General features: G+C 39.3%; 18 protein-coding genes and 1 tRNA gene. 5 read left to right on the top strand and 14 right to left on the bottom strand.

From position 1 onward, the window contains the following. Window positions 1-91: 91 nt before the first annotated feature. From HMPREF0669_RS08310 to tsaB, 5 genes are all read right to left on the bottom strand, one after another. The gene (locus HMPREF0669_RS08310; RefSeq protein WP_009227913.1) at window positions 92-1,246 is read right to left on the bottom strand and encodes a 1-deoxy-D-xylulose-5-phosphate reductoisomerase; all 1,155 of its coding nucleotides are present in this window, start codon (window positions 1,244-1,246) and stop codon (window positions 92-94) included. Then, window positions 1,246-1,770, bottom strand: a complete 525-nt coding sequence (rimM, locus tag HMPREF0669_RS08305; protein WP_009227914.1) for a ribosome maturation factor RimM — start codon at window positions 1,768-1,770, stop codon at window positions 1,246-1,248. The genes HMPREF0669_RS08310 and rimM overlap by 1 nt, the downstream gene beginning before the upstream one ends. Before the next feature lie 16 nt (window positions 1,771-1,786). Then, entirely contained in the window at window positions 1,787-3,097 is a 1,311-nt protein-coding gene (murA, locus tag HMPREF0669_RS08300; protein WP_009227915.1) for a UDP-N-acetylglucosamine 1-carboxyvinyltransferase, read from the bottom strand. Between the two features lies 1 nt (window position 3,098). Next, window positions 3,099-3,695, bottom strand: coding sequence for a DUF4290 domain-containing protein (locus tag HMPREF0669_RS08295; RefSeq protein ID WP_009227916.1), 597 nt, complete (start codon window positions 3,693-3,695; stop codon window positions 3,099-3,101). Between the two features lie 89 nt (window positions 3,696-3,784). Continuing rightward, entirely contained in the window at window positions 3,785-4,477 is a 693-nt protein-coding gene (gene tsaB / locus HMPREF0669_RS08290; protein ID WP_009227917.1) for a tRNA (adenosine(37)-N6)-threonylcarbamoyltransferase complex dimerization subunit type 1 TsaB, read from the bottom strand. A 196-nt stretch (window positions 4,478-4,673) separates the two neighbouring features. Here tsaB and HMPREF0669_RS08285 point away from each other — a divergent pair, with 196 nt between their 5' ends. From HMPREF0669_RS08285 to nadD, 3 genes are read left to right on the top strand one after another with little or no spacing between them, the layout of a single operon-like run. Further along, window positions 4,674-5,549 (top strand): YicC/YloC family endoribonuclease, encoded by an 876-nt coding sequence (locus HMPREF0669_RS08285; RefSeq protein ID WP_009227918.1) that lies wholly within the window; start codon window positions 4,674-4,676, stop codon window positions 5,547-5,549. A gap of 11 nt (window positions 5,550-5,560) precedes the next feature. Continuing rightward, window positions 5,561-6,127, top strand: coding sequence for a guanylate kinase (gmk, locus tag HMPREF0669_RS08280; RefSeq protein ID WP_009227919.1), 567 nt, complete (start codon window positions 5,561-5,563; stop codon window positions 6,125-6,127). Window positions 6,128-6,142: 15 nt separating this feature from the next. Next, window positions 6,143-6,721: a nicotinate (nicotinamide) nucleotide adenylyltransferase gene (gene nadD / locus HMPREF0669_RS08275; RefSeq protein ID WP_009227920.1), complete on the top strand. Its 579-nt coding sequence runs from the start codon at window positions 6,143-6,145 to the stop codon at window positions 6,719-6,721. Window positions 6,722-7,081: 360 nt separating this feature from the next. Here the strand turns inward: nadD and HMPREF0669_RS08270 are convergent, their stop codons facing one another. The 3 genes from HMPREF0669_RS08270 to aroQ are packed head-to-tail and all read right to left on the bottom strand — an operon-like array spanning window position 7,082 to window position 8,772. After that, a complete protein-coding gene (locus HMPREF0669_RS08270) occupies window positions 7,082-7,627 on the bottom strand; it encodes an RNA polymerase sigma-70 factor (protein ID WP_009227922.1) in 546 nt (181 codons plus the stop codon). Window positions 7,628-7,669: 42 nt separating this feature from the next. After that, window positions 7,670-8,305 carry an O-methyltransferase gene (locus HMPREF0669_RS08265; protein ID WP_009227923.1) on the bottom strand — a complete coding sequence of 212 codons (636 nt, stop codon included), beginning with the start codon at window positions 8,303-8,305 and terminating at the stop codon, window positions 7,670-7,672. A 47-nt stretch (window positions 8,306-8,352) separates the two neighbouring features. Then, window positions 8,353-8,772: a type II 3-dehydroquinate dehydratase gene (gene aroQ, locus HMPREF0669_RS08260; protein ID WP_009227924.1), complete on the bottom strand. Its 420-nt coding sequence runs from the start codon at window positions 8,770-8,772 to the stop codon at window positions 8,353-8,355. 112 nt (window positions 8,773-8,884) lie between these two features. On the opposite strand from aroQ, the gene xerA reads away from it, so the two are divergent. Further along, complete coding sequence (gene xerA, locus HMPREF0669_RS08255; protein WP_009227925.1) at window positions 8,885-9,820, top strand: site-specific tyrosine recombinase/integron integrase; 936 nt, start codon at window positions 8,885-8,887, stop codon at window positions 9,818-9,820. Window positions 9,821-9,869: 49 nt separating this feature from the next. On the opposite strand, the gene HMPREF0669_RS08250 is transcribed toward xerA, so the two are convergent. Then, window positions 9,870-11,336 (bottom strand): oligosaccharide flippase family protein, encoded by a 1,467-nt coding sequence (locus HMPREF0669_RS08250; RefSeq protein WP_009227926.1) that lies wholly within the window; start codon window positions 11,334-11,336, stop codon window positions 9,870-9,872. Window positions 11,337-11,804: 468 nt separating this feature from the next. Here HMPREF0669_RS08250 and HMPREF0669_RS08245 point away from each other — a divergent pair, with 468 nt between their 5' ends. Next, on the top strand, window positions 11,805-13,391 hold the full coding sequence (locus HMPREF0669_RS08245; protein WP_009227927.1) for a sulfatase: 1,587 nt from the start codon (window positions 11,805-11,807) through the stop codon (window positions 13,389-13,391). A gap of 424 nt (window positions 13,392-13,815) precedes the next feature. Here the strand turns inward: HMPREF0669_RS08245 and HMPREF0669_RS08240 are convergent. The 5 genes from HMPREF0669_RS08240 to HMPREF0669_RS08220 form a co-directional block, all read right to left on the bottom strand. Continuing rightward, window positions 13,816-13,890: transfer RNA gene (locus HMPREF0669_RS08240), tRNA-Arg, on the bottom strand. Window positions 13,891-14,159: 269 nt separating this feature from the next. Continuing rightward, complete coding sequence (locus tag HMPREF0669_RS08235; RefSeq protein WP_009227928.1) at window positions 14,160-17,384, bottom strand: hypothetical protein; 3,225 nt, start codon at window positions 17,382-17,384, stop codon at window positions 14,160-14,162. Between the two features lie 55 nt (window positions 17,385-17,439). Beyond that, window positions 17,440-17,970: an RNA methyltransferase gene (locus HMPREF0669_RS08230; protein ID WP_009227929.1), complete on the bottom strand. Its 531-nt coding sequence runs from the start codon at window positions 17,968-17,970 to the stop codon at window positions 17,440-17,442. A 27-nt stretch (window positions 17,971-17,997) separates the two neighbouring features. Further along, complete coding sequence (locus HMPREF0669_RS08225) at window positions 17,998-18,414, bottom strand: SufE family protein (protein WP_009227930.1); 417 nt, start codon at window positions 18,412-18,414, stop codon at window positions 17,998-18,000. Window positions 18,415-18,644: 230 nt separating this feature from the next. Beyond that, window positions 18,645-19,904 carry a peptidase U32 family protein gene (locus HMPREF0669_RS08220; protein ID WP_009227931.1) on the bottom strand — a complete coding sequence of 420 codons (1,260 nt, stop codon included), beginning with the start codon at window positions 19,902-19,904 and terminating at the stop codon, window positions 18,645-18,647. Window positions 19,905-19,945: the final 41 nt, after the last annotated feature.

Here is a 19,945-nt window from a genome sequence, read left to right as displayed (position 1 = left end):
ACATGCAGTATGCCTATCGACCCGATAGGCTTTTGTTGCAAATGAAACAATATGTATTTGTAGCACAAATAATATGCTTAAGCAATGCTTTTTACAATGAAAGTAATTCGGTTGCCTTTCTTCTTGCCTCTAAATCGGTTTGAATATAGGTATCGTAAGAAGGATTTGCGTCGAACGAAACAGCGTTCATCGTCTTCTCGATTACCTCTGCAATCTGCAAGAAAGAGCAGGCATCGTTTCTAAATGCTTCGTTAACTATTTCGTTTGCTGCATTTAAGATGCAAGGCATGTTGCCCCCTTTGCGAGATGCTTCGTATGCCATTGCAAGACAACGGAACTTCTCTTGGTCGGCAGGAAAGAACTCTAAGCGGTGATTAAACAGGTTTAATTCTTCGCCTTTCAATGTAATTCGATCGGGATAAGTAAAGGCATACTGAATGGGAAGGCACATATCGGGTACTCCGAGCTGTGCTTTTACCGAGCCATCAACGAACTGTACGGCACTATGAACAATGGATTGTGGGTGCACCAACACTTCTATTTTGTCTACATCTACCCCAAATAGCCACTTAGCCTCTATCACTTCGAAGCCTTTATTCATCATAGTAGCCGAGTCGATGGTTATCTTTGCACCCATATTCCATGTTGGATGCTTCAAAGCATCTGCCTTTGTTACATGCAAAAGCTCGTCGGCTGTTTTCAAACGGAATGGACCTCCGCTTGCAGTTAATAAGATCTTACTGATAGGATTGTTGCCTTCGCCTACTAAACACTGAAAGATTGCAGAGTGTTCGCTATCTACTGGCAAAATAGGAACATTGTATTGAGCGGCTAATGCGCCAATAAGTTCGCCTGCAACAACAAGTGTTTCTTTGTTAGCAAGACATATTTTTTTACGTGCTTCGATTGCTTTTATGGTTGGAGAAAGACCCGAAAAGCCCACCATTGCAGTGAGTACGAGGTCTATTGGCGCAGCTTGCACCACTTCGTCTATGGCTTCTTTTCCTGCATAAACCTTTATTTCAGGACAATCGTGCAATAGTTCTTTTAGCTCTTCATATCGCTCTTCGTTAGCAATAACAACGCTATCGGGGCGAAACTTGCGAGCTTGTTGCGCCAATTCTTCTACCCTATTGTTGGCAGTTAGGCAATATACCTCAAACAAGTCGACATGTTCTTCTATCACTTTAAGCGCTTGTGTTCCGATAGAACCAGTGGAACCAAGTATGCATATTTGCTTTTTCATTATTCTAAATCTAATATACCTTGTGGTAAGGTCACTTTTATTGTCTTCTTATCAGCATCTACTTCTTTTATAAACTCTTCGGAAGCAGGAATAAGAAGCTCGTTGTTTTGATGGTCTTCTACAACAAATAAGGTGTTAATGGTGGTTTCATCAACATCTACTATGGTGCCTATTGCATTGCAAGTCTGCGCATCAATAAGCTGAAAACCAATAATTTGAGCCCAAGAAAGCTCGTCAGTTAGCTCTTGAACTAATTCTCTTGGGAAGAAAACTTCGCATCCTGTGAGTTCTTTTGCACGCTCTTGTGAATCGATATTCTCGAACTTTATCAATGCTGTTTCATTGCTCTTAAATCGATATTCCTCCATAAAAAAGGGCACAAAGATGCCTTCTATCTTCAAAACAAGATAGTCGGCGTCTACTCTATCGAATGCATCATCGGTGAAAGACATCGACACTTCGCCTTTAACTCCATGTGGTTTGCCTATCACTCCTATTCTATATACGCTCTCTTCTCTAATCATTTTATTCTTAAAGGGATTATCCTTTCACTCTAGTTATTTTGGCTCCAAGGTCGTTAAGACGTCTTTCTATATCCTCATAGCCACGATCTATCTGTGAAATATTAGATATTCTGCTTGTTCCTTCGGCACATAATGCGGCAATAAGAAGGGCTATTCCGGCTCTAATATCAGGACTTGACATGTTTCCCGAGCGTAAGTTTCGTTTGCGATCGTGCCCTACTACGACTGCTCTATGAGGGTCGCAAAGAATGATTTGAGCTCCCATATCAATTAACTTGTCGACAAAAAACAATCTACTTTCAAACATCTTTTGATGTATTAATACGCTACCTTGAGCCTGAGAAGCCACAACAAGGAGCACAGAAAGCAAGTCGGGAGTGAGTCCAGGCCATGGAGAATCACTCAAAGTCATGATGGTTCCATCTATAAAAGACTCGATTTCGTAGTGTTCTTGCTTTGGAATATAAAGGTCATCTCCCTTTATTTGCATCTTAACACCCATTCTTTTGAAGGTGTCGGGGATAATTCCTAGATTCTCAACAGAGACGTTTTTGATGGTAATTCCATCGCCAATCATTGCAGCAAGACCGATAAACGATCCTACTTCGATCATATCTGGAAGTATAGTGTGCGTTGCTCCATGCAAAGAAGACACTCCTTGAATGGTTAAAAGATTTGAAGCAATGCCACTAATGCGTGCTCCCATACTGTTTAAGAGCTTACATAATTGTTGAATATAAGGCTCACACGCTGCATTATAAATTGTGGTTACACCCTCAGCAAGCACTGCTGCCATGATAATATTAGCGGTTCCTGTTATCGAAGCCTCATCAAGTAGCATATAATTGCCGTGCAAATGCTTTGCATTAATAGAGTAAACGTTGCGAGAAGGATCGTGAACGAAGTCTGCTCCCAATTGTTTAAATCCCAAGAAGTGGGTATCTAAGCGGCGTCTTCCAATCTTATCGCCACCTGGTTTGGTGATAACTGCCTTATGAAAGCGACCCAATAGTGGTCCAATCATCAACACACTACCTCTTAAAGCGGCACATTTCTTTACAAACTCATCACTTTCTAAATAGTCTAAGTTGATGTTGTCGGCTTTAAAAGAATAGTTATTGCGACTCAACTGCTTAACGGTTACACCAACATCTTTAAGCAATTGAATTAAATTATTTACGTCTAAGATGTCTGGAATATTCTTTATTACCACCTCATCTGTGGTGAGTAGAGCTGCACAAATAACCTCAAGAGCCTCGTTTTTGGCTCCTTGTGGGTGAATAACTCCTTTTAATGGATGTCCTCCTTCAATTAAAAATGCTTCCATACTATCTTTTCTTACGTTTCTTTTCGTTAACTACTTTGGCACAATTCTTTTTCAATGGCATTGCATTTACATCGAGTTGCACTTGTCCTTCGGTAAAATGTGCCATATCAGAAGCTATTCTTTCATCATCAAGAGAGCCGTGTCCATATTGCTCTAAGCAGCTTTTCATATGGTTTGCAGTGATTCTTATCAGCTCATCTCGTTCAGAAGAAGGCTCCATATCCTTTATTTTATTGAGCGTATCGAATACCATTTTGCCGTAATGACGAACGGGTATGCGATTGTGAGGATAAGCTATTGGCTCTGGCTTTCCTGCTAATTCACGTGCAGTTGATAAGTCAACAGGATAATCAATGTCAAGTTCAAAGTTGCTAATAATAGCTAAATGGTCCCAAAGCTTTTGCTTTTTGCTTTCGGGATCGGTTGTATTTGGAGTCATTCGAGCCATTATTCGCACAATTGTCTCAGCGCATCTTTGACGTTCATTCTTATCTGTTAGGTTCACTGCATAATGCACCATCTCTTGAATTTCACGTCCATACTCCGACAAAATGAGCTTTTCTCGTTGTGTATTATAATCTAATCCTGCTATATTCATTTGTTTTTCTTATCCTCGTTATATAACTTTTCAATTCGGGGTTGTAACCATTTGCAATGCTTTGGTAAAACCATTGCTTTGCCTTATCATTACAATAGTTTCTTAGCTTCTTTGGCAACGAAGTCTTTTAGATAGAAAGGAACGAAGTAAGCAACGTCTTCAAACTGCTCGTTAGCCATTCTCTTTTCTGCCAAAGGATACATATTTTTTGCCAAAGGAACTATTCCTTCGATGATATGTGCATTGTGATGTGTGAGCACTTCGTGGCACTTTTCGGCTCCATTACCAAAGAAATACACTGGTTGTTGTGCCAAAATATCATCATAAGTGTTGCTTTCTACGATGTCTGCATTGATAGAACGCACCTCTTTTAATGCTCTATCGAAGAACTGAGAGTACACTTCCATACGTCGAGCATCAATCATTGGGCATAAAAGAGCATTCTCTTCGCTAATCTTTTCGCCTAAAAGAAGAGGCACACACATCAGCTCTAGGGTAGGAATAGCAATGAGTTTCACATCTCTTCCGTAGCAAATTCCCTTCGCCATAGATAGTCCTATGCGCAAACCTGTGTACGAACCAGGACCACAACTCACTGCTACTGCATCTAAAGGAATAGCGTGACTATCGATAAAAGACAATGCTTCTTGCACAAACACGCCTAATATCACAGCGTGATTAGGTCCGTCATGGTCTTCTTTATTAAAGATACACGATCCATCTTGACTAACTGCTACCGAACAAACGTTGGTACTTGTTTCAATATTTAATATACACGACATAGTTTTATATTTAGTAAGAAGAGTGCAATTAAAATACTTTCAAATGCTTATCTTTTGCCTTTCTACCACAATTGCATTACAACAAGCCTAAAAGTGTTTATTATCCCCTTCTCTTTTCTTTATTTAAATATGCTACAAAATTACGCTTTTTATTGTCAAAATTAGTACTTTTGCAGAAAATTAACGAGAAAATCATATGATACTTTCTATGACTGGCTATGGAAAAGCATCCATAGCGCACAAAGATAAGAAGATAACAGTAGAAATAAAGTCGTTAAATAGTAAGACTTTCGACCTTTCTGCACGCATAGCTCCATTGTATAGAGAACGTGAAATGGAGATTCGTAACATCCTTTCTAAAAGCATTGAGCGTGGAAAAGTGGACTTTTCGATTTGGATTGAGAAAGAAAACGGAAACGACGCAACGCCCATTAATGCTGCACTTGTAAACAATTATTACGAGCAAATCAAAGCTATTTCATCGCAAACGGGTATCGAAGAGCCAAAAGATTGGTTCTCATTGCTTTTGCGTATGCCTGAAGTTATGACTCGAACTGAAGTTGAAGAGCTTACAGAAGAAGAGTGGAAGGCGGTTCAAAACGCTGTTAATTTGGCTTTAGAGCAGTTCACTAACTTCAGAAAACAAGAGGGATTGGCTCTTTATAACAAGTTTACTGAAAAGATAAACAATATTGCTCAATTGCTAAAAGATATCGAACCCTACGAGCAAATGCGTGTCGAAAAAATCAAACAACGTATTCTCGACGGCTTAAAAACATTGCCCGAGGTGGATTATGACAAGAATCGTTTAGAGCAAGAGCTGATCTATTATATCGAAAAGTTGGATATAAACGAAGAAAAGCAACGATTAACTAATCACCTAAAGTACTTCATGGACACGATGAATGAAGGTCATGGACAAGGCAAAAAGCTTGGTTTTATTGCACAAGAAATGGGCAGAGAAATCAACACTACTGGGTCTAAAAGCAACCAAGCAGAGATGCAAAACATCGTTGTTCGCATGAAAGACGAACTAGAACAAATAAAAGAACAAGTGCTTAACATATTATAATTCAACCCAATATGTCTAAAGTTATTATTTTTTCAGCACCAAGTGGAAGTGGAAAAAGCACCATTATCAATCGCTTGATGCAACATACTGAATTGCAATTGGCATTCTCTATCAGTTGCACAAGTCGTGAACCACGAGGCAAAGAACAACATGGCATAGAGTATTTCTTCCTTTCTCCCGATGAATTTCGTGCACGAATAGAAGCAGGAGAATTCCTCGAATACGAAGAAGTGTACACTAATCGCTTTTATGGTACATTGACTTCGCAGGTTGAAAAGCAACTACACGAGGGTCAAAACGTTGTTCTTGATGTAGACGTAAAAGGCGGTTGCAACATAAAAAAGCACTATCAAGACAAGGCTTTGAGTGTTTTCATTCAGCCCCCATCGATAAATGAGCTTAAAAAACGCTTAGTTTCTCGTGGCACCGACACTCCAGAAGTGATCGAAGACCGCCTTGCAAAAGCTGAATTCGAATTGTCGTTCGCTCCCCAATATGATGTTGTTATTGTGAACGACGATATCGAAACCGCAACAAAAGAGGCTTTTGACGTTATCAAAAGCTTTATCAACAAATAATCAACACGCAGCACAATGAAACGAATAGGTATTCTTGGAGGCTCGTATAACCCCATTCATGTGGGTCATATTCAGCTTGCAGAACATCTACTTCGTGTGCTTTCGTTCGACGAAGTGTGGCTACTTGTGTCGCCTCACAATCCTCTTAAACCCGCAAACGACCTTCTTCCCGATGCCATTCGCTATCAATGGGTAGCCAAAAGCATTGAAGGCATAAGCGGATTGGTTGCCAGCGACTTCGAGTTTGTCCTTTCTCAGCCCTCATACACCTATAACACACTCACCCATCTCACTGCCACTTATCCTCAAAACCAATTCACTTTGTTGATTGGAACCGACAACTGGCAGGTTTTTCACAAGTGGTTTAGAGCAGAAGACATCATCAACAACTTTCGAATTGCCATCTATCCCCGACCTGGATCTGATGCTATTGCAACACCTCTACCCCCTAATGTGCAGGTGATTGATGCGCCTTTGATTGACATTAGCAGTACGATGATTCGCAATAAGATTCGCAACCACGAAGATATAAGCCACCTTGTTCCCGAAGTGATTAAGCAAGAGGTGATCAATGCTTATCTAAATAAGTCATAAAGCAATTTGAAGCGGAGGGCAAGAACATCTAAAATGATTTCTATTTATCTAAATAAAAGGGCACTTTGAGGTGTCCTTTTATTTTTATTGTTTTCTCATCTCTTTCTAATTGAAACCCTATTTTATCTTTATTTCGCCCTAACTTTATCTCAACAAAACACTTTTCTGTCTTCTCCACTATCCCTTTGCACAACATTCTTTGCCACCTTGCTTTACAAAAGCATTGAGTTTACACCTTAAAAGCAATGCTATTGCACCCTAAAAACATTGACATTACAATGCAAAAGCTATTCTTTTACACAACAATGGTTCTGCCCTCTACAAACAAAAGCTTTGAGATAGGGAGCAAATGAATAAAAACTATGGTAGAAAAAGCAATAAAAGAAATAAAAAATGTTCTAAACTTTTGCGCAATTTTCGATAGGCAATAGACATCTGACTCTCTATTGTGTTGATGCTAATGTTCAGCTCTTGGGCAATTTCAGCATGCTTCTTCCCCTCAATCTTACTACGAATAAAGATCTCTCTACATTGAGTTGGCAAAGCATCTATCGCCTTATATATTTCAGAAAAAGCATCTTCGTTAAGCGAAGTGGTTAAATCCCACGTTTCAAGTTGATGGCACATCCATTGCATTTCGCTCCGTTCTACCTCCGAATAAGTACCTTCAAACTGCGTTAAAAGCAGTTCACCACGCAAGAAAGAAATGCAACCATGCTTTACAGAAGTCATGATATATGCCATAGGAAAGTTGCATTGGGATGTGTTTTTCTGCAGTTCATAAATCTTTAAGAACACATCTTGCACAATATCTTCTGCCACATCGCTTCGCTTCACATACAATGTTGCAAAGCGTTTTGCAGGCGCATAATATTGAAGATATAGTTGTTTAAAGGAGGTGTTCATAGCAGGTTAAAGGCACTTAAGAAGGAGTGTAGATAGATTGTCTTACTTTTTTCGAATAATGGTTAAGCCATCTCGCAACGGAAGGATAATTTGTTCTACCCTATTGTCGGCAAGTAGATAATCGTTAAAGCGTTTAATGCCTTGCGTTTGGGCATCTTTATCATACTGAACATCAACCACATGCCCATCCCAAAGGGTGTTATCTGCTAAAATAAAGCCTCCTTTTCGCAACACAGACAAGGTCATTTCATAGGTTTCTATATAGGTTCTTTTATCTCCATCGATAAAAGCCATATCGAAAACAATGCCTTGTTGGGGAGCAAGAACGTTGGCATCGCCAATGATAAAATTGATTTTATCTTCTAATCCCGATTGTTTTATCCACGAACGGGTGAGATCTTCCATCTCATCATTAATTTCATAGGTATGAATAAGTGCCCCTTCTTTCAGTCCTTTTGCCATTGCAATGGCACTATAACCACTGAAAGTGCCCACTTCGAGCACGTTTTTGGGTTGCAACATCTCTACAAACATCTTTAAAAGAACGCCTTGTAGGTGTCCACTTGCCATGCGTCCGTGCACCGTGTGTATGTTGGTTGCCCTGTAAAGTTGATACAAAAAGGGGTCTTCTGGCTCACTATGGTCGAGTATATATTGATGAAGTAGCTGATTGTCCATTATGAATTATAAAAAAAGATAAAATGGTTGTGTGTGGCAAAAAGACTTTATTGGGCTATCAATGCGTCGATAGCAAGCTGGTAAGAGTGCAGGCCGAATCCTGCAATAACACCCTTGCAAGCAGGCGAAATAACCGAATGTCGTCTAAATTCTTCACGAGCATGCACATTACTTATATGCACTTCAACCACTGGTGTGGTGATACTTTTAATGCAATCTAATAGCGCAACACTTGTATGAGTGTAGGCTCCTGCATTCAAAACGATGCCATCGAACGAGAAACCAACCTCTTGTAGTTTGTTAATCATCTCACCTTCGATGTTGCTTTGATAGTAAACCAACTCAACATCGGTGTACTTTTGCTTTAAAGTTTGCAAATAATCGTCGAACGATGTCGCCCCATAAATGGCTGTTTCACGCACTCCTAAGAGGTTCAAATTGGGGCCATTCATAATAAGTATCTTCATTATAAGATATTTTTTATAACTTTGTGCAGATGTTATCTCACTGCTTTTGGCTTGCAAAAGCAATGCTTTTAGACAACGTTTTTGCAAAGATAACAAAAAGAATGGAAAAAGAATGGAAAAAGAAAATCAAACAATTGCAAAGGTAATTCGAAGCTATTTGAGATATTTGAAACTCGAACGCAATTATTCGATCAACACTATCGAGGCATATAAAAACGACCTTGAACACCTCATTACTTATTGTCAAGAGAACAATAGGGATGTGTTAAAAATGCAAATAGCCGATTTTGAACACTTTGCTTTTATCCTTCACGAGCGAAAAATTGGTGCGTCTTCGCAAGCAAGGATATTAAGTGGGGTGCGTTCTTTCTACCGTTATCTGGTGATTGATGGGATATTAGAAGACAATCCCACCGAATTGCTTGAGTCTCCGATACTTGGTGAGCATCTACCAGAGGTGCTTTCGACCGAAGAAGTTGACCAATTGCAGAACTCTATCGACCTTTCTAAATGGGAAGGGCACCGCAATCGTGCCATAATAGAAATTCTCTTTTCGTGCGGTTTGCGTGTTTCTGAACTCATTAACCTCAAACTTTCGAATATTTATATCATCGAACGCTATATCAGAGTGATTGGTAAAGGTTCGAAAGAACGTTTAATTCCCATCTCAGATAAAGCCCTTTACGAGTTGGAATTATGGTTTAGAGACCGCAATATCATGAACATTAAGCCTGGAGAACAAGACTATGTGTTCCTCAATAGACGTGGTGCTCACCTTACACGAACCATGATTTTGATTATGATTAAAAAGCAAGCGGAGTTGGCTGGCATCAAAAAAACAATCTCGCCACACACCCTTCGCCATTCATTTGCAACTGAACTGCTTCGTGGAGGCGCAGACTTAATTGCCATTCAAGCGATGTTAGGGCACGAAAGTGTTAGCACAACAGAGATCTATACGCACATAGATAGAGAGTCGTTGCGCAAAGCAATCATCGAACATCACCCACGAAACAAACCTAAATACACAAAAGAAAACAACACATAGTTTTCTTATTTTCTCCTAACATCTTTTTAATTGTTGGGCTGTTGTTCTCTTATTTTCGTTTGAATATTCCGCTTATGCTGTTGCGAAGGATATAAAACGAAAAGCAAGAGCTTGTCACTATGCTCGCACCTTGTATGCTCCAAGATAGCAATGTGTTGGAATTGGAGCTGACAAAGTAAACCAAACCTGCTAAAGATAGCTGTATTGCGAGGTATAAAAGCATTCGTTTTGAGATGCAAAAGCTATACTTTTGATAGGCAAAAGCATAGAGAATGATGTTAAAAAGCAATCCTGTTACCACCAAACCAAGACCTACTCCAAAAAGATAAGCATATTTATAGCCCAGCCAAAACATCATTATAAAAAGCAGATAGTAGGTCGTCTCGAGTAAGAAAAATGCTTTAGAGTCTCCTCGAGACAATGTAATATATGCCACAGGAAGCTCTAATGAGCGCATAAACATCGCAAAAATAGCCACTTTCACCATAGGAAGTACAGCCAAAAAGGCGTCACTATACAACAAAGGAAGGGCGATAGGAAGGGTCGACATCAATAGAATTAAGAGCGGAGAAATGAGCAATAGCGACACTTCTAACTGCCTATTAACAAGCAAATTGCGTTCTTCTACATTATTATTCACCGACGATAATCTCGGGAAATAATCGGTTTCCATTGCCGAGAAAATCACTCCTGCATAGGTCATCGTTATCATATAGCCTGCATTATACAAGCCAACATCATCTAAACTGCCCTCATAATTCAAGAAAGAGCGCACAATAAAGTCGCTTCCACTGCCCATTATACCCGCACCAAGAAAGGATATACCCAAACGAAGCATTGGTTTGGCTTCTGAAAAGGTATCTGAATCGAAATGAACTCGGTAGGGATAATAATGAAATGAATAGGTAATGGTAATGATAAACTGCGACAATGCAATGATAATCAACGAGGGTACGATGGCAGACTCGCCAAAGATGTAATACAATGGCACTGATGTTGCAAGCGCACAAAGCACTCCATAAATAGAAATCTCTGCCAAACGACGGAGCTTTCGGGTGGCTTTTAATATCGATAATTCGCCTGCAGACAAAGCGGTTAGGGCGATAATAGGTGCCAAAAGCATGAAATGTAGGGTGTGATTGCCCCACGAAAAAGTGTAATGGTTAATCAATGGACTCAAAACAACGCACAAAACAAAACCTAAGCAAGCTGTAATGAGGCTCCACGAACGTATTAACTCTATCCTACTTTTCAGCTCTTCGTGATGCTCTTCATCATAAAGTCGAGACAATTCACGCACTGCACTCATTCCAAGTCCTAAACCTGTGGTGTCGGAAATCAATCGAACAGTCGAGTTAAAAAGTGCCATTAAACCCATACCTTGTGGTCCTAAGAGCAACGCAATGAGCTTATTGCGAACCATTCCGATAAGAATAACCAAGCCTTGAACACCTCCAAAGATGCTCGTATATTTAAGAATATGCGAATAACTATTGTTTGTTTCTTTCTTATTCATTATGGGTTTAAGGCTTAATCACCTACAAATATAGCGGTAAAGTATAGAAATGAATATAAAAATAACAAAAAATTAATACTTATTTTCAAGGTTCTTACTTTGGAGAATTTTATCTTTAACATCTCTGCAGGTTTTTATTTTACCTTTTGAAACGACCTTTCTTTCCAAACAAAGATAGAAATACACCAAGAAATTACCCATCTTTAGTTCGCTTGCTACATATTTCTAGATGCAGAACGAGCTCAAAACAAAAGGATTAAAAGCAAGAGAATACTATAAATAAAACCACGATAACATATGCTTTTTATTCCTTTCTTTTGTATATCTAAAATCAAATGATTACATTTGCACCACTATCACATTTCAATAACACTGCTTTTGATGCCTAAACTCAATGCTTTTAGAGTGTAAACTCACTGCTTTTAGCATGCAATAACAGTGCTTTTGAAACCTAAACAAAATATTTTGATGACACAAAAAATCACACACATCGCAACACTTCTTACGCCATGGCTCGGAGCTTTGGTTCCTTCTTCATTGGCATTGGCTCAAAACAAGGGCGACAAAGCACCACAACAAAAATACAATGTGGTGATGATTATGACCGACGACCACACTGCTCAAATGATGAGTTGTTACGACAAGCGTTATGTTAACACCCCTAATCTTGACCGAATTGCCGACAATGGGGTTAAATTCACCAATAGTTTTGTGGCTAATTCGCTATCAGGTCCAAGTAGAGCGTGCATGTTAACAGGCAAACATAGTCATAAAAACGGCTTCTTGAGTAATGAGATGAGCGTGTTTGATGGCACTCAACAAACCTTTCCTAAGCTGCTTCAGAAGGCTGGTTATCAAACAGCTATCGTTGGAAAGTGGCATCTTGAGACCCTTCCAACAGGCTTTGACTATTGGACTATATTCCCTGGACAAGGCAATTACTATAATCCCGACTTCATAACAATGAACAACGACACTGTTCGATATAAGGGATATGTAACCAATATCGTTACTGATCTTGGCTTAAACTGGCTCGAACAGCGTGATAAAAATAAGCCTTTCGTGCTTTTAATGCAACACAAAGCATGCCATAGAAACTGGCTTCCTGAGATGAAATACTTGAATGAGTATGAAGATAAAACCTTTGATATGCCCGATAACTTCAACGATAACTATGAAGGAAGAAAGGCAGCGTCGGCTCAAGAAATGCAAGTTGGCAAGCATATGGATATCATCTACGACACAAAGATGTATCTTCCAGGTCAAAAGTCACGTCTTTCAGATGGCTATTTGGGTATGATTGGCAGAATGAGCGATGAAGAAAAGGCAGAATACTTCAAGTTATATTCTCCTCTTTCTATCGACTTTTACAGTAAAGAGCATAAAGATACAGTGGAATTGTATAAATATAAGTTCCAACGTTATATGAGAGACTATGCCAAAGTGCTTAAAACTTTCGACGATAACGTAGGTAGAGTGCTCGACTACTTAAAGCAAACGGGTCTCGATAAGAACACTATCGTGATCTATGCATCCGACCAAGGCTTCTATATGGGAGAGCATGGATGGTTCGATAAGCGCTTTATGTATGAAGAAAGTATGCGTACTCCATTGGTAATGTCGTTGCCAAAAGAATTCAACAAACGTGGAGATATCAACGAAATGGTGCAAAACATCGACTATGCTCCAACCATTTTGCAAATCGCTGGTGTGAAAGTGCCTAACGATATACAAGGAGTTTCGTTGCTTCCACTATTAAAAGGACAAAAACAAAAGCACTGGAGAGATGCGCTCTACTATCATTTCCACGAGTATCCCGCTGAACATGCAGTGAAAAGACATTATGGAATTAGAACTAAACGCTATAAGTTGATTCACTTCTATAATGACATCGACTCTTGGGAATTATACGATTTAGAGAAAGACCCCAAAGAAATGCACAACGCTTATAACGATGCGAACATGCAACAAGTGGTGAAGAAGCTGAAAAAAGAGCTTTGGAAGCTACAAGAACAATACGATGATCCTATTCGTTTTAAATATCCTTTGAACTAAAACGAACATTGTTTATAAGTAATTTAATTGGCATTTGCGCTTCATTAAACATATAAAGAAAAAATAAAAAGCTTTTCGTTTTCTTCGTTTTCCATTAGTTCTTGGTTGTTTAACCAACTATTAAGAAGATAAGAAAACATGAAGTGCAATGATATTAAAAGGTTTCACTTTTGTTGTTTATCAACAAGTGAAACCTTTTATTATGCTCATCTCAATAGCAACAGAGTGATGTTGGAACTAACCAAATACTTAACTGATTTGCAAAAGTATTTTTATCCATAGATAGTTAGTATTGTTTGAAATATCATTTATTGTTACATCAATCATCTTTGCAACATCATCTAAGGCAGATAGAACCATAAAGTGTAATAAAACAAAAAAGCAAAAACGCTATCAAATCATTGATAATGCCTTTGCTTCTTAGTGATTCCGAAGGGGTTCGAACCCTTGACCCACAGCTTAGAAGGCTGTTGCTCTAATCCAACTGAGCTACGGAACCGCTGCAAAAGTACTAAAATAAAGGGACATAAAGAGCATAGTTTGGAGGAAGATATACGTTTGTTATAATTTTTTAACGAGAAAATGTTCCATAATTACCCACTTCCTTGCTATCATCTGTAATTCTTCTACTTGTTAAAAAGAAAATAGTGGCACAATAAAAGCATTGAGATTGAGGTGCAAAAGCATTGAGATTATACATTAAAAGCACTGCTATTACTATCTAATAACAGTGCTTTTGCTTCGACATCGTGCAATACTCGGTTTGAACTATGCCTCACTCTTTTCAATAAGAGCTAAGATTCCTTGTACCAAAGTGACAGGAGTATGCTTGATATACTCGGTTAATTGCGCTTTGTTGGGTTTCAGTTTTCCATTAATCAAACGACTAATAACAGGATTAAAGTTTCCATATAAGCCCAACATTCCAGCAATAAGCGTGCGTTTCACCTTTGCATTTGCCAATAGAAGAGCCAGAACTTGTGCCGTTTGACTATCTTTTCGATTCATGTTTAACACATCGTGTATAATGTAAATGTCGGTTTGCTCTAATCCTTTCAATACCTTATTTACACTTTCTTTAATTGCTTCTACCTCGTTACTTGCCCTTTGCGCCACCTCGTTTTCAAGTTGATAAGCCTGCTTGGGCATTGTCTTTTCTTTGTTATTGTGAAGCACATACTGCCTAATAGTTACATAGTTCTCCATCGAATTGCTCAATTTCTTCAACTCTTCGAGCTGTTCTATCACCTTAGTAATGCGCTTTATGTTCACAAGAACCTGCTCTCTATCGGTGTTTTTGAATGTTAATTCAATCTCTTTCAACTCTTTTTCGATAGCCATCACAACATTGTTTTGTTGCGAAATATTGTTAAGACGCACAAAAAGACCATCGATATAGTCGACAATAGCAGGCAAACAGTCTGCTCCCATCAGCCATTCATAGTGCTCACTCAACTGCTTAAAGTAACCGAGAGTGGTGCTCAAAGGCTCTTTTATCAAAGCCTTTTCGGTGAGGGTGATGCCGTTTTGCACCTCAGTGGTAATGCCGTTGATAGGCGCAACACGTGCCATTGTGCCTTTATAGAGTGTCAATGTTTCGATAATAGCCATGGTTTGTTGAATCCAAGGCTGATTCTTTTGCACCTGATCTTTAATCGTTTCGAGATTATCCGATGCCAAAGCGTTTTGCGACTCGATGGTTAATGCGTTACGTTCGAAGGCGTCGATGGTAACTATTTGGTTGATTTGACTTTGCAGTTTCTTAGGTAATAACATTGCAGTATTGCGGTTTAACTGCATAATGCGTTGCGAAATGGCAGTTAATTGCTTGTTGGCTTTGCGTGCCGACAGCGTTATTGCATCGAGATCGATGCGCAAAGACTCAATATCTCCTTTGTCATTGCGTTCTAATAGGTCGTACATCGCCTCAAGATCGTTTAGACGTTGCAACAGAATTTCTTTCGATTCGATATTTAGTTCGGCATTGTTTTTATCTCTATTCTTCATTATTATTACCACAGAAATAAAAATAAGTATTGCAAAAGCTGCGATAATAAAGAGGATTCGCATACTGGGTACACTGCTATCAAAATACAACCACTGCGCATTGTCGCCCGTTTCGGCATCGAGCAACAACACTCCTATGGCACTTCCCAACTGCAATTGCTGTTTAGCAACATTGCAGGCAGATGCCTCGAACTGAATGTCTGGATATAAAACGTGGTGCACTTTCAAACTATTTCCTTTGCGGGTGAAAGGTAAAATTCCATTGTTCAGCACTGCATAGAATAGCGTATCATTCACATACAACAGCTTTTTAATTCCCTTTACGTGCTTTTGTTCTTTGCTATTTTGCATAAACACCAGTCTATTGGTTGCCCCAATAAATCGTGGATTCTGCTCATCTGTAACAATAAAGTCACGCAATGCGCCCGTAGAGTCGTTGCTACTAATGGGCACTAACTTGTTGTTTGTGCCATAAAATAGGCCATTATTGAGCGTAGCAATATACAAATGAGAGTTGTTATCCTTTGAAAGAAAGGCGATAACATATTTGTTTTGGAAGTTATTTAGGGGCTCTACGCTTCCTTTTTTATCGATAATAAAGGCACTATCTTGCACTCCTAAATAGAGTTTTGTTTGCTTTTCGTCGCTAAAAAGATATGAGGCAGTAATCTTTGCACAACTTTGATAGAGGGTAGAAGGGCGTACAAAGAGTTGATTTTTGATGTAACTCGAACTTAAAGAAATGGTCTTTACCGAGTTATGAGAAGTGGTATAGAACAGCTGTTTCTTACTAGAATGAAGCTGAATAACCGTCTCTGAGGCAGGAAGTGTGTATATTTTCTTAGCCGAAAGCTCGCCATTTTTCCTGCAATAGATCTCATTTTGGGCATTAATAAAATAGCTATTATCCTCATCGGAACATGAAGTTGTAATGGCTCCGTTATCATTAAACACACTAAGATGATGTGGAATGCGCCACAAAGCATTCTCTGTTACCAGCGACATAAAGCCATTTTTTGTTCCAATGGTTAAGATATTACTGCACAATGTAGGCACCTTTCGGCGCAAAGGAATGGTGATAAAATGTTCAAGATCTTTACTTATGGCAATGGTTTTATTGCCTATTAAATAGTGGTTGTTGCCTATTTGTGTGTAAACAGCAGGGCAAAAGTCGAGCGAAACGCTCTTAAACATCTGTCCTTTGATATTTTCTTTGATAAGAGAATCATTGAGAAGGCTGTATAAAGTGTCGTTTTTAATGTAAACATACTTCACGTCTTGCTGTTCATGTAATACCGAAACGTGTTTTGTTGATAGGTTGATTACCAACAAACCGCTTTGCGATGCAGCCACAATAGTGTTTTTGTTATATCTCGAAAGTTTGCGAATAACCTGTGGACTCATGCAATTTGCACTGCTTTGGACTGGATATAAGCGTTGGAGGGAATTGGTTTCGTTGCTTAAAGGCAAATAGAATAAGCCATTACTACTTGCTACTAGCAACTCGTTGGGTGTAGAAATGATGTCGTAAACCGAGTAGTTGATGCCTTTAACTGGGATAGAATAGTTTTTGAGGTGATGTAGTTTGCCTTTTGAAAGTTGCCATTTCTGAAGTCCTTTGTTGCGTATTCCAATCCAACAAAGCGTGTCGTTATGGGGCAAAGGCTGCACAACCACTTTATAAATGCGGTCGTCTGAAATATCAAAATGTTGCTTTTCGTGATCCGATATGCGCCAAACATCACCCTCAGCACTACCAATCCAGCTAACAGAATCATTCTCTTGCGAGATAGATACAAGTTGTTCGTCGAACGATTGTTCGAGTTCTCCGAGCTGAAGGTTATGGTCTTGTTCGTTGCAAGCTATGAAAATAGTGAGTAAGAAGAACGACAAAAGTCCCTTAATAGCATGTCTTTTCAATTTCGTTACACCACTTATCGGTTCAACGAAATCTGCTATTAGGCTATAAAGTCTCACAGGTTTCATGCTTGTTACATTGTAGTTGTTTTACTATTTATTCTTGGTTGGCCTCGAAAAGCAATTATAGTACGAGTTGTTTTGCAAACTCCCACACCACAATTCCAGCGGTTACGCTTACGTTAAGCGAGTGTTTGGTGCCCAATTGTGGTATTTCTAAACAACTATCACTGGCATTTACCACTTCTTGTTGAACCCCTTTCACTTCGTTTCCCAACACAACAGCATAGCGTTTAGAGTGGTCTAAATTTATTTTAGCCATGTTTTGCGACCCTTCTACCTGCTCAATTGAATAAACAAAATAGTCTTGTTGCTTTAGTTCTTCAACCGCATCGAGGGTCGATTTATAGTATTTCCAGCTCACACTATCCTCTGCTCCAAGTGCAGTTTTATGTATTTCAGCACTGGGTGGTGTAGCCGTTATGCCACATAAGTAAACAGCTTCGATTCGAAAAGCGTCGCAACTGCGAAATACCGAGCCCACATTATGAAGCGAACGAACATTGTCGAGCACCACAACGAGCGGTAGTTTGCGAGCCGCTTTGAACTCTTCTACCGTTAAACGGTTCATTTCTAATACGTTTAACTTGCGCATTTTATTCTGTAATCTTATGTAAAGTGTTTAGCTTTGAGCATATACCAAGGCATAAGCCTTAATGCGTTTCACCATTGAAAGGAGTCCATTTGAACGAGTTGGAGATAGGTGTTCTTTCAAACCAATAGCGTCTATAAAGTATAAGTCGCTATCCAAAATCTCTTGAGGAGTGTGATTATCGAGCACTCTAATAAGCAAAGCGATGATGCCTTTCACAATTAAAGCATCGCTATCTGCGGTAAAATGCAATTGTGTTCCGTCGAAATCGCATTGCACCCACACCCTACTTTGACAGCCTTCGATGAGGTTTTCTTCTGTTTTATATTGGTTATCAAGGGGTGAAAGTTCATTACCTAAGTCGATAAGCATTTGATATTTATCCATCCAATCAGCGAAATCGTTGAACTCTTCGATCACTTCGTCTTGTATTTGATTGATTGTCATACCTTTGTTTTTATGCCTCAGAAAGTCTTTTGAGGAACTTTCTGAGGTGCGTTGTTTATAATTTGATTGTCAATTATTTTGGTTTTGTATCCCCTTTGCAAGTGCTTTGTTTATAAGGCTTTTGCGCTTGGTTTTGAAAAGCATTGATATTGCGTTGTAAAAGCATTGCTTTTAGGGTGTAATTGCATTGCTTTTAGGGTGCAAACTCATAGCTTTTACGGAGCAATGTGTTATTTGGGGGCTACGGTAACCAGCTTAAACACTTTGTCGTTAGGACGCACTTTGTCGGTAACGGGGATTGAAACGTTCCAACCTTTCTCTACTTTTTCAACTGGATTGAGGTCGTATCGAATTTCATTCGCATCGAGATACATCACTCCAGTGGTAGGTCCTGTAATTAAAATGCGTTCGCCTTTCTCTATTTCCGAAGCGGTAACGGCAATCTCTGCTACGCCTATTTTAGAGAAATATTTCACTACTTTGCCCACAAGTACTTTCTTTTCAGTGGCTGCACTACCATAATTCTTGTTCCATTCGCCTAGCTTTTGACCTTGATAATAGCCGTCCCAGAATCCACGATTGAACACTTTTGATAGCTCTTCGTCCCACTTATCCTTCTTTTCTTCAGTGAAAGTGTCGTTTAATACGCTCTCAATGGCTTCTTTATAGCATGTAACTACCTTGTAAACATACTCTGGTCCACGTGCACGACCTTCGATTTTGAATACTCTTACACCTGCATCCATCATCTTATCGATGAACCTTAAGGTCTTAAGGTCTTTGGGACTCATGATGTATTGGTTATCTACTTCAAGCTCAGTGCCTGTTTCTTTGTCGGTAACAATATACGAACGACGGCATAGTTGACGGCAATCTCCACGGTTAGCCGAATGTGCTTCGTTGTCGATACTTAAGTAACACTTGCCCGATACCGCCATACATAGTGCGCCATGGCAGAACATTTCTATGCGAATAAGCTCGCCATTAGGACCTCGCACATCGTCTTCTATAATACGTTGGTATATCTCTGACACTTGTTCCATGTTGAGTTCTCGAGCCAATACCACAACATCGGCATATTGAGCATAGAACTTTAACGAATCGATATTGGTGATGTTGAGCTGTGTAGACAAGTGAACCTCAACGCCAATGCTACGACAATACATAATAACTGCAACGTCGGCGGCAATCACTGCACTTACTTTTGCTTCTTTTGCAGCGTCTACTATACGGTGCATTGTTTCGATATCACCTCCGTAAATAATGGTGTTCACTGTTAAATAGCTTTTTATTCCATGTTCGGAACATATCGAAGCAATTTCGTGAAGGTCGTCTATTGTGAAATGATTGGCTGAATGTGAGCGCATATTTAGTTGTCCAATACCAAAGTAAATGGAGTTTGCTCCAGCCTGAATTGCTGCCATTAAGCTCTCTCTTGAGCCCACGGGAGCCATTATTTCATACTTATTTATATTCTGTTCTTTAATCATGATGTTGCAAAGTTACGTAAAACTCTTCAGTAATTGTTATT

The sequence above is a fragment of the Prevotella sp. oral taxon 299 str. F0039 genome (assembly GCF_000163055.2).
Taxonomy (GTDB): Bacteria; Bacteroidota; Bacteroidia; order Bacteroidales; family Bacteroidaceae; genus Prevotella.
Note: the sequence above shows the minus strand (reverse complement) of the source record. Positions and strands in the feature narration are given on the sequence as shown.